Raw genomic sequence first — 12,657 nt, 5'->3', positions numbered from 1 at the left:
ACGCTACCCCGGGGGTGCGACAGCGGTGTTCCGGATACCGTGGAGGTTCCCCGTGGAGAGGATCTCGGTGTGAATCCGCTCGCAGCTCTGATCGGTCCGGTCTTCGTGGTGATGGGCGTCGTCGCGTACAGCGGCGCGTGGAAAGGCTGGATCCGCGTGCGTCGGGGCTACGGCAGCACGATGGGCTTCGCCTGGCTCTGGCTCGGATCGGCCTTTACGATCGCAGCGCTGGCCATGGCGATCGACGACATTTCGCGCCCCGCGGCGATGGCCCTCGTGATCGTGGCCGTGATCCCGCTTCTCGTGGCACTCGTCGGTTTCTTCTGGCTCCCCAGGTTTTTGCTTCCCTCGTGGTTCCGCGTTCTCCGCGGAGATCCGGATGCAGTGAAGCAGGCGCAGCGATGACGCGCGGCTCCGCACCCGCAGTGCTGTCCGCGGCGTCGACATCCGCCGAGCTCCGGTACCCGGATTCGTTCGCCGCGACCGAGACCGCGACGGGCGGATTCCTCCTCACCTACCGCGCCGCGGGCGGGTTTTCGCCGACCGTGGAATTGCTCGCGACGCCGAGCTCGGCCCCGCTGGCCGACGCCACGTTAGGGGTCTTGCGGGCCGCGAGCGAGCGGCATCCCTCCGCTCTTGTGGCGGGAGCGGATGGGTGGGACTACTCGGTCGAGTCCGACGCATCCCTCGCCCATCGCCTCACGGTGGTGGCCGAAGAGGGCGCCGTCGACGTCGTCACGGTGACGTACGTGTGGGCGACGGGACGCGAGCACGTCTCTCTCGTCGCCCGCGCGGTTCCGTCGCAGCTTCACGTACTCGGGTCGACGTTCGACTGGATCGCCGCGCAGGTGGTTCTTCGCGCGCCGCCCGACGCCGTCCTCGAGGCTGCGCGCGGGGAAGGTGCGGTCGCCATCGAACGCGCCCTGTCCACTCGCGCCGGGTTCCCGCTCCCCGTCCTTCCGTCGTCCGCCGCCTTCGTCTCCATAGCTCCGCGTCTCACCGGTGACGAGCGGACGGCGCTGATCCGTGGCGTCGGCAAGGCGCGGATCGGTGCGTCGCACGGCATCCTGCCCCGTCCGTCGCGCGGCACGGAGGTCGCCCAGCGGCTCCGTGAGGCGGGTCTCATCGACGAGCGGGACCGATTGACCGCGGACGGCGCGGTGGTCGGGCAGGCGCTCTTCCGCGCAACCCAGGTGCTCGCCGCCCGGGTACGCCGAGGCGATCGTGACGCGGTTCTGGTCGCATATGTCGCGTCGGGCGGGCGCGTGGTCGTGGTGCACGACCCGACCGTGGCGGAGCAGGAGGCGGGAACTCCCGTCGACCAGTCCGACCGTTTCGTGGCGGTGATGGATGCCGAGAAGCTCCCCCGTTTCCTGTGTTCGTGGGTGGGGCTGGCGCCGTTCTGGCCGTTCGGGGATGACGCGTCGGCCACCATGGATGACATCGACCGCCGGGTCGCCGAGGGCGGGACGGACGTGCTCGTCCAGCGCCCCGGCGGTTCGCTCCACGACCTCGTTGCCACGGATGGAACCTGGCAGAGGGTCGGGCCGCCGGAGGATGGCATCCACCCGCTCCGTACAGATCCGACCCGTGCGTTCTTCGACAGCGTCGTGGCGCTGTGCGCCGAGGCGTTCGCGTGAGGCCCGGCTAGACTCGAGGCATCCAGGGCCTTTAGCTCAGCTGGTAGAGCGCCACGTTTACACCGTGGATGTCGTCGGTTCGATCCCGGCAGGGCCCACCGATGGCCTCACACCATGAGTGGGCGACGCTGGGCGGGGATCATCCTCGTGTCGGTCGCCCTCGTCGGGGGATCGGTGATCGCCGTCTCCGAGGTCATTGCGGGCGACTTCCCCCGTCGTTCGATCGGAGTGGTGATCATCGCTGCCATCGGGCTCGTCCTGCTCTGGCGCAGGGGGCGCAACGCCGAGCGCTGACCCGCGAACGCGTCGCCGCCAGAACGACGTATCGGGGAGGGTTACCGCGCCCGTGTCCCGACCCTTCGCGGCACATACCGCTGCGGCAGCTCAGTGCTCACCAGGCCGTGCGGGCCTCGTACTCCTCGAGGTGTTCGGGTGAGCACACGGCATCGCCGCGCGGCACCTTCACCCCGCACACCTTGCAGCGCGACTGGAATCCGGCTCGGACGCTCCGTCGATATGCGCGCGCCCAGCGACCCTCACCCACGACCGACGCGGCGACGAGCGCGCTGACCGAGATCGACGACGAGACGACCACAGCCGAGGTGGGGCCGGCGATCACCATGATGACGGCTACCGACGCGGCCAGGAGAGCCACCCCGAGCGCCATCGCGCGTAGTGAGGGAAGGAGCTTCATCGGCTGAACCGTAATCGCGAGAAGACCGAACGCATCCCCGCTTGACTCTCGACCGAATCGCGTTCGTCCGCGGGTGTCGCACCGTGAGCACGTGCCGGTAGACGTTCCCACCGCCGCGCCGCCCCGAACCTCAGCTCAAAATGTTCACGCTCCGCGCGATCACCAGCGCCAGCAGCACGAACCCCGTGATGGCCTGCACCATCATGAACAGCTTCGCGCGGACGCTCAGGGGCATCACGTCGGTGGGGCTGAAGGCCATCGCGTTGGATGCCGAGAAGTACAGGTAGTCGATGTAGCCCGGCGCCCAGTCCGCCGCGTTCGATGACCGACGCTTCACCTCGCTCACGGCATCCCCGTCGGAATCCTGCGGGAACTGGAAGTCGGCGGGTGGCAGCTGGTCGCGCGGGTCGCGGCGTCGGGCGACCGGCCCCCCGCGGTCCATCTCCCAATAGACCGCGCCATAGCCGATGACGTTGATCGCCCACACCTGCGCGGCGCCGAGCAGGGTCACGGCTCCGGTCCCCTGCCCCGCGAGGAGCTGGTGCACGAGCAGCACGAAGGCGACCTGGTTCGCGGCGAGCAGCACGGTCACGAAGGCCAGGGCGAACCCGCGCCCGACGCGCGAATCCCGGTCGTACCGCGTGGGGTGGGCGATCAGCATGGGGATCGCGCACAACACGCTCGCCCCGACGACGACGTACCGCAGCGCCCCCGAGACGTCGCTCGGGAGCACCGCATACAGCAACGTCCCCAGGCCCAGGCAGATCAACACCGGCCAGCGGTGCTCCGGCCGGGTGCGGAATGCCGCGTGCTCGCTGGAGGTCACGCGCTCAGGCTAGACCTCGGCGCGTCGCGAGCCGGGCGCGACGCGGAGACGGACGGATGCCTCGCCGCCGAGGCATCCCTTCTCGTTCCGGCTCCTCGTGCGCATCCGGCGCGGCTTCGACTGACTAGGCTGGACGGTGGTGAATTGTGCGGAGCAGACAAGGGTTGCCGCACGAGTATGGCGATTCTCTGGCATGACCTGCCAGACGACGAAAGGTCTTCCGTGACTGTTCACGACCAGGATCCGTATTCGCAGGGGCCGCAGGACAGCGACCCGGAAGAGACCGCTGAATGGCAGGAATCCCTGCAGCAGCTGGTCCAGGCGAAGGGCCCCGCACGCGGGCGCGAGATCATGCTGAGCCTGCTCAAGGGCTCGAAGGATCTGCACCTCGGCGTTCCGATGGTGCCGACCACCGACTACATCAACACCATCGCTCAGTCGAACGAGCCCGAGTTCCCCGGTGACGAGGAGCTGGAGCGCCGCTACCGCAAGTGGATCCGTTGGAACGCGGCGGTCACCGTCCACCGCGCGCAGCGTCCCGGGATCGGGGTCGGCGGCCACATCTCGACGTACGCGTCGTCGGCCGCGCTGTACGAGGTCGGCTTCAACCACTTCTTCCGCGGCCTCGACGACCCGTCCGGCGGCGACCAGATCTTCATCCAGGGCCACGCCTCCCCGGGCACCTACGCCCGCGCGTTCCTCGAGGGCCGCCTCACCGAGGCGCAGCTCGACGGGTTCCGCCAGGAGAAGTCGGCTGCCCCCAACGGCATCCCGTCGTACCCCCACCCCCGTCTCATGCCGGAGTTCTGGCAGTTCCCGACGGTGTCGATGGGTCTCGGTCCGATCAACGCCATCTACCAGGCGATGTCGAACAAGTACCTCTCGAACCGCGGCATCAAGGATGTCGCCGATTCGCACGTCTGGGCCTACCTCGGCGACGGCGAGATGGACGAGGTCGAGAGCCGCGGCCAGCTCCAGGTCGCCGCGAACGAGGGCCTCGACAACCTCACGTTCATCATCAACTGCAACCTGCAGCGCCTCGACGGCCCGGTGCGCGGCAACGGCAAGATCATCCAGGAGCTCGAGAGCTTCTTCCGCGGTGCCGGCTGGAACGTCATCAAGGTCGTCTGGGGTCGCGAGTGGGACGACCTGCTCGCCCGCGACACCGAGGGCGCGCTGCTGAACCTCATGAACAGCACCCCCGACGGCGACTACCAGACGTACAAGGCCGAGAACGGCGCGTACGTCCGCGAGCACTTCTTCGGTCGCGACCCGCGTGCCCTCGAGCTCGTCAAGGACTACACCGACGAGCAGATCTGGGGCCTGAAGCGCGGTGGCCACGACTACCGCAAGGTGTTCGCGGCGTTCAAGGCGGCCAAGGAGCACAAGGGCCAGCCGACCGTCATCCTCGCCAAGACCATCAAGGGCTACGGCCTCGGTCCGCACTTCGAGGGCCGCAACGCGACCCACCAGATGAAGAAGCTGACGCTGGACGACCTCAAGGCCTTCCGCGACGCGATGGACATCCCGGTCACGGACGCGCAGCTGGAGGAGAACCCCTACCAGCCGCCGTACTACAACCCCGGCGAGAACGACGACACGATCAAGTACATGCTCGAGCGTCGTCGCGCGCTCGGCGGGTTCCTGCCCGAGCGTCGCACGACCCACGTGGGTCTCGAGCTCCCCGGCGACCAGGCGTACGCGCTGCCGAAGAAGGGCTCGGGCACGCAGGAGGTCGCCACGACCATGGCGTTCGTCCGCCTGCTCAAGGACCTGCTGCGGGTCAAGGGCTTCGGTCACCGCATCGTGCCGATCATCCCCGACGAGGCGCGCACGTTCGGTATGGACGCGTACTTCCCGACGGCGAAGATCTACAACCCGAAGGGTCAGCACTACACGTCGGTCGACCGCGAGCTGCTCCTGGCCTACAAGGAGAGCCCCGAGGGTCAGATCATCCACGTCGGCATCAACGAGGCGGGTGCCCTCGCGGCGTTCACCGCGGCCGGCACCTCGTACGCCACGCACGGCGAGCCGCTGATCCCCGTCTACGTCTTCTACTCGATGTTCGGCTTCCAGCGCACGGGCGACGCCCAGTGGGCGGCGGGCGACCAGATGGCGCGCGGCTTCATCATCGGCGCGACCGCCGGCCGGACCACCCTGACCGGTGAGGGCCTCCAGCACGCCGACGGACACTCGCAGCTGCTGGCATCCACGAACCCCGCCACTGTGTCGTACGACCCCGCGTACGGGTACGAGATCGCGCACATCGTGCGCTCGGGCATCGAGCGCATGTACGGCGGCGAGCACCCCGACCCGAACGTCATGTACTACATGACGGTCTACAACGAGCCGCTGGTGCAGCCGGCCGAGCCCGAGGGCGTCGACGTGGACGGGATCGTCCGCGGCATCCACCGGGTCGCGTCGGGCGAGGGCGACGGTCCGCGCACGCAGCTGCTCGCCTCGGGTGTGGGTGTGCCGTGGGCTCTCGAGGCTCAGCGTCTGCTGAAGGACGACTGGGGCGTCGTCGCCGACGTGTGGTCGGTGACCTCGTGGAGCGAGCTGCGCCGCGACGGCCTCGCCGCCGACGAGCACAACTTCCTGAACCCCGACGCCGAGCCCCGCACGGCGTACCTCACCGAGAAGCTTCGGGATGCCGAGGGCCCGGTGATCGCGGTCAGCGACTGGATGCACGCCGTCCAGGACCAGATCCGTCAGTGGGTTCCGCAGCGCTACCTGACGCTGGGTGCGGACGGGTTCGGGTTCTCGGACACGCGTGCCGCGGCGCGTCGCTTCTTCAAGATCGACGGTCCGTCGCTCGTCGTCCGCGCCCTGCAGGGACTCGCGGACGAGGGCAAGGTCGACCGCTCGGTGATCGCGCAGGCCATCGAGAAGTACCGCCTGCACGACGTCAACGCCGGCACGAGCGGAAACGCCGGCGGCGAGGCCTGATCGCGTGACCGATCGCGCGGACGCGAACGGTTCGGGAGGGAGCGGGTCGACCGCTTCCTCCCGGGCCGCCGAGGAGAAGGCCGAGACCCTGGCGTGGCTGCGCCGGATCTCGGGCGACCTCGCGACCGCGACGATCCAGCGGCTCGAAGAGACGCTGCCCTGGTACGCCGAGATGCCACCGGCCCGCCGCTCCGCGGTCGGGCTAGTGGCGCAGGCGGGTATCACCTCGTTCCTGCAGTGGTTCGAGGAGCCCGCGTCGACCCCGGCGATCGCCGCCGACATCTTCGCCGCGGCACCCCGCGAGCTCCTCCGGAGCGTCAGCCTGACCCAGACCCTCCAGCTCGTCCGCGTCACCGTCGAGGTCATGGAGGAACGCGTTGCGGGTCGCAGCGAACGCGTGCGCGAGGCGATGCTGTCGTACTCGCGCGAGGTCGCCTTCGCTGCGGCCGACGTCTACGCGCGCGCCGCCGAAGCCCGAGGACTCTGGGACGCGCGCCTCGAAGCCCTCGTCGTCGACTCGATCCTCACCGGCGAAGCCGACGACGAACTCCCCAGCCGCATCGCTGCCCTCGGGTGGCACGGTCACGGCGAGGTCGCGGTGCTCGTCGGCACGACTCCCCCGCAGCTCGACGTCGACCACGTCCGGCGCACGTCGCGCAAACTCGGTGTCGACGTGCTCATCGGCGTGCAAGGGTCGCGGCTCGTGCTCGTGGTGGGCCGTGCCGACCTTCCGGTCCGCGGACGCGAGGACGCCGGGGAGCTGCCGTTCACCGAGATCGCGAAGCGCCTCGAGCCGGGCTTCGGTTCCGGCCACCTCGTCCTCGGCCCCGCCGTCGCCGCGCTCGTCGATGCCGGACAGAGCGCCCGCGCCGCCCTCGCCGGATTCGCCGTCGCTCGCGCGTGGCGACACGCCCCGCGTCCCGTCGAGGCCGACGATCTCCTCCCCGAACGTGCTCTCGCCGGCGACACGGTCGCGAAGCAAACCCTCGTCGAGCGTGTCTATCGACCGCTTCAGGCGCACAGCGCGGACCTCGTCGCGACGCTGTGGAGCTACCTCGACAACGGCCGATCGCTCGAGGCCACGGCGCGTGAGCTGTTCGTCCACCCCAACACGGTGCGGTACCGCTTGAAGCGCGTGTCCGAGGTCATCGGGTGGGATGCCACGGGCCCCCGCGAGGCGCTCATCCTGCAGACCGCGCTCATCCTCGGATCCATGGGAACCGAGGCCACGCGCCGCCGCGGTTCGGCGCCACGGCGGTCCGCCGCCTCGCGCTGATGCACGGCGCGCACAAAGACACGCCGATTTCTTGTGCCGATATCTCCAGAACAGGCGGTCCGATCCTTGACAGGATGGGACGGTGATCATCGCCGTCTTCCCCGGGCAGGGTTCGCAGACCCCCGGTTTCCTCTCCCCGTGGCTCGAGATGGACGGGACGCGTGAGCGTCTGGCCGAAGCGTCCGAGCACGCCGGCGTCGACCTCCTCGCCGCCGGCACCGAATGGGATGCCGACCGGATCCGCGACACCAGCGTCGCGCAGCCCCTCATCGTGGCGGCGAGCCTGCTGTCATGGAACGTCTTGCGCGACCGCGCCGGCCGGGGTGCCGACGGCATCGCCGGCCACTCCGTGGGCGAGTTCGCCGCGCTGGCGGCATCCGGTGTCCTGTCCGAGGCGGACGCCCTGCGGCTCGTCGGAATCCGCGGTCGCGCGATGGCCGAGGCCGCGGCAGCCGTCGAGACAGGGATGAGCGCCGTCGTGGGCGGCGACGAGCAGACCGTGCTCGACCGTCTCGCCGACCTCGGCCTGACCCCCGCGAACTACAACGGCGGCGGCCAGATCGTCGCGGCCGGTGAGCTGTCCGCCCTCGCCGACCTCGCGGCCGAGGCCCCGCGCGGCTCTCGAGTGATCGCGCTGCAGGTCGCGGGCGCGTTCCACACCCGTTTCATGGAGCCCGCCGTCGAGACCCTGCGCGTGGCGGCAGCCGATGTCACGGCATCCACCCCCGAGACCACGCTGTGGACCAACTCGGACGGCTCCGTCGTCGATGACGGTCGCCGGGCCGTCGACCTCGTCGTCTCGCAGGTCGCCTCGCCCGTGCGCTGGGACCTCAGCATGTCGTCCTTCGCCGAGCACGGTGTGACCGGCATCATCGAACTCGCGCCCGCCGGTGCCCTCACGGGCCTGGCCAAGCGCGCACTGCGCGGAACCCCGATCGTCGCAGTCAAGACCCCGGACGACCTCGACGCGGCCGTCGCACTCCTGAAGGGAGAGCAGGCATGAGCACCCCCACCCTCCGCCAGCTGCAGGGACCGGCCCACACGCGCATCTACGCGTACGGCGCCGCCCGCGGTGAGAACTACGTTCCGAACGACGACCTCGTCGGGCCGATCGACTCCAGCGACGAGTGGATCCGTCAGCGGACCGGCATCGTCACGCGCGTCCGCGCCGACTCGGGAACGGATGCCATCGACCTGGCATCCGACGCCGCCCGCGAGGCCATCGAGAAGTCGGGCGTGGAGCCGAGCGCGATCGACGCCGTCATCGTCGCCACCATCAGCAACCCGAAGCAGACGCCGTCCGCCTCGGCGATCGTGGCCGACCGCATCGGCGCGAACCCGGCCGCAGCCTACGACGTCAATGCCGCCTGCGCTGGCTTCGCGTACGGCGTCGCCCAGGCCGACGCCCTCATCCGCGGCGGTCTCGCGACGCACGTCGTCGTCGTCGGCGCCGAGAAGCTCAGCGATATCGTCGACCCCACGGACCGGAGCATCTCCTTCCTTCTGGGCGACGGCGCCGGGGCCGTCGTGGTCGGCCCGAGCGACACCCCCGGCATCGGGCCCACGATCTGGGGGTCCGACGGTTCGAAGGCTGACGCCGTCGGCATGAACGCGACGCTGACCGAGTTCCGCGACGGCTCCGCACCGTGGCCGACCCTGCGCCAGGAGGGTCCGACCGTCTTCCGCTGGGCCGTCTGGGAGATGGTGAAGGTCGCCCGACAGGCCATCGAGGCCGCCGGCATCCAGCCCTCCGACCTGGCGGCGTTCGTGCCCCATCAGGCCAACATGCGCATCATCGACGAGTTCGCGAAGCAGCTGGGTCTGCCGGAGTCCGTCGTCATCGGCCGCGACATCGAGACGACCGGCAACACCTCGGCCGCCTCGATCCCGCTGGCCACCCACCGACTGCTCGAGGAACACCCCGAGCTCAGCGGCGGCCTCGCCCTGCAGATCGGCTTCGGCGCCGGTCTCGTCTTCGGCGCGCAGGTCGTCGTCCTCCCCTGACGCAGCGTCGTCGAACTCTAGACTGATCGGGGCTCGGGACGACTCCCCGGGCCCGCCCCCAACAACAGGAGAAATCATGGCATTCACCAACGACGAGGTTCTCGCCGGCCTTGCCGAGCTCATCACCGACGAGACCGGCATCTCGGCCGACGAGGTCGCCCTCGAGAAGTCGTTCACCGACGACCTCGACATCGACTCGATCTCGATGATGACGATCGTCGTCAACGCCGAGGAGAAGTTCGGCGTCACCATCCCCGACGACGAGGTCAAGAACCTCAAGACCGTCGGTGACGCCGTCACGTACATCTCGTCGAACCAGTCCTGACTCTCCCGGTGGGGGCTGCGGCCCCCACCGGTCACGACCTTTCCGGCCGCACCAAGGATTCCAGCATGAGCACACCCCGCATCGTCGTCACCGGTATCGGTGCCACCTCGCCCATCGGCGGCACGGCACCCGAGAGCTGGAACGCGCTGCTGTCCGGTGCATCCGGCGCGCGCACCCTCGAGCACGAATGGGTCGAGCAGTACCAGCTGCCCGTCACCTTCGCCGCCGAGGCGCTCGTGCGGCCCGAGACCGTCCTCGAGCGTCCCGTCGCCAAGCGTCTCGACCCCTCGTCGCAGCTCGCGATGGTCGCGGCGAAGGAGGCGTGGGAGGACGCCGGGGCCCCTGACATCGACCCCGACCGCCTCGGCGTCGACTTCGCCACCGGCATCGGCGGCGTGTGGACGCTCCTCGACGCGTGGGACACGCTGCGCGAGAAGGGCCCGCGCCGGGTCATGCCGATGACGGTGCCGATGCTCATGCCCAACGCCGCGGCCGGCAACCTCTCGCTCCACTTCAACGCCCGCGCGTTCGCTCGCACCGTGGCGTCCGCGTGCGCCTCCAGCACCGAGTCCATCGTCAACGCCGTGCAGCACATCCGCGACGGTCTGGCGGACGTCGTGATCGCCGGCGGTACCGAGTCGGCGATCCACCCGATCACCATCGCCTCATTCGCGTCGATGCAGGCGCTGTCCAAGCGCAACGACTCCCCCGCGACCGCGTCGCGTCCCGGCAGCGTCGACCGTGACGGCTTCGTCATGGGCGAGGGTGCCGGTGTGCTGATCCTCGAGACCGAGGAGCACGCGAAGACCCGCGGGGCGAAGATCTACGCCACGATCGTGGGCGGCGGCGTCACAGCCGACTCGTACCACATCACCGCCAACGACCCCGAGGGCCGCGGTGCCGCCCGTGCCGTGCGCATGGCGTTGGAGATGGCGGGTGCGTCGCCCGACGACGTCACGCACATCAACGCCCACGCCACGTCGACCCCCGTCGGCGACCCGAACGAGTACCAGGCGCTGCGCGCCGTGTTCGGCGACCGCGTCGACGAGATCCCGGTGTCGGCGACCAAGGCATCCACGGGCCACCTCCTGGGTGGCACGGGCGCCCTCGAGGCGATCTTCACGGTGCTGGCGCTGAAGAACCGGGTGGCCCCGCCCACGATCAACATCACCGAGCAGGACCCCGAGGTGCCGTTCGCGATCTCCGGCGCGCCCGTCGAGCTCGGCTCGGGCGATCAGCTGGCCATCAGCAACTCTTTCGGCTTCGGCGGACACAACGCCGTCGTCGCGATCGCCTCCGTCTGATCACGGCCGAACGCCCCCGGCATCCCCCGACTGCGGCGGGGATGACGGGGGCGTTCGGTGTTTCATCGAGTGAGGGATACGCGGTCCCGGTACCGGGAAGCGGTCACCGGCCTCCGGTAGTGGCGCCTCCCCCACCCGACATCTTCACCCGACCTTGTGCAGCCAGACGACGTGCTGGTCGTCGCCGGCGTGGCGGAAGGGTTCGAGCTCGTCGTCCCACGCGGACCCGAGGGCGACGTCGAGCTCGCGCTGCAGTTCGAACGCGTCACCGGCCGAGACCTCCATGGCGTAGCGCACGCGGTCTTCGCCGATGACGACGTTGCCGGCGGCATCCGTCTGGGCATAGTGGATACCGAGCCCCGGCGTGTGCATCCAGCGGCCGCCATCGCTGCGCGGGGTGGGGTCCTCGCTCACCTCGAAACGCAGGTGCTCCCATCCGCGGATGGCGCTCGCAAGGGCCGCGCCCGTGCCGACGGGACCCTCCCAGTAGAACTCGGCGCGCCGACTGCCGGACAGCACGGGCTGGTCGGACCAGTCGAAGTTCACCGCACGGCCGAGAGCGCGTCCCGCCGCCCACTCCAGGTGGGGGCACAACGCGCGTGGCGCCGAGTGGATGAGGATCACTCCGCGCGAAGACGTGGTCGCCATGGTCTCTCCTTCGTCAGGTACGTCTTCCCCTACGACCTGCGCGAGAGCGGTGGCGGCTGTTCGGTTGTCTCGGTCATTATCGCCGGTTCATAACGAAATCACAACACTGTGATTCCGCCGTTCACGCGCCGAACCAGAGCTTCCAGTACAGCGCGAAGTTGCGGTTGCCGTAGGTCGAGCAGGCGTCGCCCTCGTCCCACCGAGCGGCGATCGCCGCACCGTTCGGCTGGTACGGCGTGTAGTTGTACAGCGCCGCGGTGGCGTGATTGCGGATTTCGACGTCGGTGCCCCCGCACGCGGGGTCGGGCGAGTACGCGATGTAGTGCGTCCCCGGCTGCCGCATGAACTGCGAGGCCCGGTAGGTCTTGAGGTCGGTCGCTCCCTGCGCCACCTGCGCGGCGAAGCCCGCCTGGCCCGGATCGCACGCCGCATCGTCGGGGCACCGCGCGCCCATGGCGGCCCCCAGTGCCCGGGCGGACGGTGCGCGCGCGAGGCGCCCCGAGACGAGACTCTGCTCCTTCTGCAGCGTGACGAGCAGCACCTTCGCCGAGATCCCGCACGCTCGCTGCACCCGGTCGATGATCTGCGCCGCGGTGAGCTGCCCGCCGTCGTACGCCTCGCACACGGTCTCACCGGTGTCCGGCGACACGATCGCGTCGCGCGGGGGCAGGTCGACGCGCAGCACGTTCAGGCAGGAGGCGTTGGCGCAGTCTCCGACCTTGTCGTCGAGAAACTCCTGGATGCCGTCGGCATCCATCGCATTCCCGTCGTAGAAGTCCGCGTCGTCGATGAGGAAACCGGGGTCGAAGCCCGCCAGGTCGATGGACGCGCGGCGGGTCTCGGCGTTCCAGGCGGACACGAGGTGCGTGAGCGGAATCGCCGCGGCCACGATCAGACCCACCACGGCGGCGGCCAGGATGCCGATGACCAGCCGTCGGCGGCGCCGGTCGCGGGCACGTACGGCGGCGGGCCGGGAGCGGCGCGCGGCGGG

General features: G+C 69.8%; 12 protein-coding genes, 1 tRNA gene and 1 pseudogene. 10 read left to right on the top strand and 4 right to left on the bottom strand.

From position 1 onward, the window contains the following. Positions 1-69: 69 nt before the first annotated feature. From D8Y23_RS01145 to D8Y23_RS01130, 4 genes are all read left to right on the top strand, one after another. Positions 70-405, top strand: coding sequence for a hypothetical protein (locus tag D8Y23_RS01145; protein WP_128216344.1), 336 nt, complete (start codon positions 70-72; stop codon positions 403-405). After that, complete coding sequence (locus D8Y23_RS01140; RefSeq protein ID WP_128216343.1) at positions 402-1,640, top strand: hypothetical protein; 1,239 nt, start codon at positions 402-404, stop codon at positions 1,638-1,640. The genes D8Y23_RS01145 and D8Y23_RS01140 overlap by 4 nt, the downstream gene beginning before the upstream one ends. Positions 1,641-1,665: 25 nt before the next feature. After that, positions 1,666-1,738: transfer RNA gene (locus D8Y23_RS01135), tRNA-Val, on the top strand. Between the two features lie 16 nt (positions 1,739-1,754). After that, on the top strand, positions 1,755-1,934 hold the full coding sequence (locus D8Y23_RS01130; RefSeq protein ID WP_128216342.1) for a hypothetical protein: 180 nt from the start codon (positions 1,755-1,757) through the stop codon (positions 1,932-1,934). A gap of 97 nt (positions 1,935-2,031) precedes the next feature. Here D8Y23_RS01130 and D8Y23_RS01125 read toward each other — a convergent pair whose 3' ends face one another. After that, positions 2,032-2,334 (bottom strand): hypothetical protein, encoded by a 303-nt coding sequence (locus tag D8Y23_RS01125; RefSeq protein ID WP_128216341.1) that lies wholly within the window; start codon positions 2,332-2,334, stop codon positions 2,032-2,034. Between the two features lie 130 nt (positions 2,335-2,464). Then, entirely contained in the window at positions 2,465-3,160 is a 696-nt protein-coding gene (locus D8Y23_RS01120; protein WP_128216340.1) for a DUF1345 domain-containing protein, read from the bottom strand. Positions 3,161-3,382: 222 nt separating this feature from the next. On the opposite strand from D8Y23_RS01120, the gene aceE reads away from it, so the two are divergent. From aceE to D8Y23_RS01090, 6 genes are all read left to right on the top strand, one after another. Continuing rightward, positions 3,383-6,109 carry a pyruvate dehydrogenase (acetyl-transferring), homodimeric type gene (aceE, locus tag D8Y23_RS01115; RefSeq protein ID WP_128216339.1) on the top strand — a complete coding sequence of 909 codons (2,727 nt, stop codon included), beginning with the start codon at positions 3,383-3,385 and terminating at the stop codon, positions 6,107-6,109. A gap of 88 nt (positions 6,110-6,197) precedes the next feature. Further along, the gene (locus D8Y23_RS01110) at positions 6,198-7,385 is read left to right on the top strand and encodes a PucR family transcriptional regulator (protein ID WP_128216410.1); all 1,188 of its coding nucleotides are present in this window, start codon (positions 6,198-6,200) and stop codon (positions 7,383-7,385) included. A gap of 82 nt (positions 7,386-7,467) precedes the next feature. Further along, positions 7,468-8,388 (top strand): ACP S-malonyltransferase, encoded by a 921-nt coding sequence (locus tag D8Y23_RS01105; RefSeq protein WP_128216338.1) that lies wholly within the window; start codon positions 7,468-7,470, stop codon positions 8,386-8,388. Further along, the gene (locus tag D8Y23_RS01100; RefSeq protein ID WP_128216337.1) at positions 8,385-9,389 is read left to right on the top strand and encodes a beta-ketoacyl-ACP synthase III; all 1,005 of its coding nucleotides are present in this window, start codon (positions 8,385-8,387) and stop codon (positions 9,387-9,389) included. The genes D8Y23_RS01105 and D8Y23_RS01100 overlap by 4 nt, the downstream gene beginning before the upstream one ends. 76 nt (positions 9,390-9,465) lie before the next feature. Beyond that, positions 9,466-9,714, top strand: a complete 249-nt coding sequence (locus tag D8Y23_RS01095) for an acyl carrier protein (protein ID WP_128216336.1) — start codon at positions 9,466-9,468, stop codon at positions 9,712-9,714. Positions 9,715-9,779: 65 nt separating this feature from the next. Further along, positions 9,780-11,018: a beta-ketoacyl-[acyl-carrier-protein] synthase family protein gene (locus D8Y23_RS01090; protein WP_128216335.1), complete on the top strand. Its 1,239-nt coding sequence runs from the start codon at positions 9,780-9,782 to the stop codon at positions 11,016-11,018. 144 nt (positions 11,019-11,162) lie between these two features. Here the strand turns inward: D8Y23_RS01090 and D8Y23_RS01085 are convergent, their stop codons facing one another. Both D8Y23_RS01085 and D8Y23_RS16655 read right to left on the bottom strand, forming a co-directional pair. Then, positions 11,163-11,666, bottom strand: coding sequence for a DUF3145 domain-containing protein (locus D8Y23_RS01085; RefSeq protein ID WP_128216334.1), 504 nt, complete (start codon positions 11,664-11,666; stop codon positions 11,163-11,165). A gap of 121 nt (positions 11,667-11,787) precedes the next feature. Then, positions 11,788-12,657, bottom strand: a pseudogene (locus D8Y23_RS16655) (hypothetical protein); the annotation flags it as partial.

It is taken from the genome of Microbacterium enclense, from assembly GCF_004022425.1.
GTDB lineage: Bacteria > Actinomycetota > Actinomycetes > Actinomycetales > Microbacteriaceae > Microbacterium > Microbacterium enclense_A.
The sequence above is the reverse complement of the archived record's forward strand: the minus strand, read 5'-3'. Positions and strand labels throughout refer to the sequence as shown.

What these genes read in the sequence shown, in the direction of transcription:
- D8Y23_RS01090 (WP_128216335.1), top strand. Translation starts at nt 9,780, where the DNA reads ATGAGCACACCCCGCATCGTCGTCACCGGTATCGGTGCCACCTCGCCC.
- D8Y23_RS01100 (WP_128216337.1), top strand. Translation starts at nt 8,385, where the DNA reads ATGAGCACCCCCACCCTCCGCCAGCTGCAGGGACCGGCCCACACGCGC.
- D8Y23_RS01095 (WP_128216336.1), top strand. Translation starts at nt 9,466, where the DNA reads ATGGCATTCACCAACGACGAGGTTCTCGCCGGCCTTGCCGAGCTCATC.
- D8Y23_RS01130 (WP_128216342.1), top strand. Translation starts at nt 1,755, where the DNA reads ATGAGTGGGCGACGCTGGGCGGGGATCATCCTCGTGTCGGTCGCCCTC.
- D8Y23_RS01085 (WP_128216334.1), bottom strand. Translation starts at nt 11,666, where the DNA reads ATGGCGACCACGTCTTCGCGCGGAGTGATCCTCATCCACTCGGCGCCA.
- D8Y23_RS01140 (WP_128216343.1), top strand. Translation starts at nt 402, where the DNA reads ATGACGCGCGGCTCCGCACCCGCAGTGCTGTCCGCGGCGTCGACATCC.
- D8Y23_RS01125 (WP_128216341.1), bottom strand. Translation starts at nt 2,334, where the DNA reads ATGAAGCTCCTTCCCTCACTACGCGCGATGGCGCTCGGGGTGGCTCTC.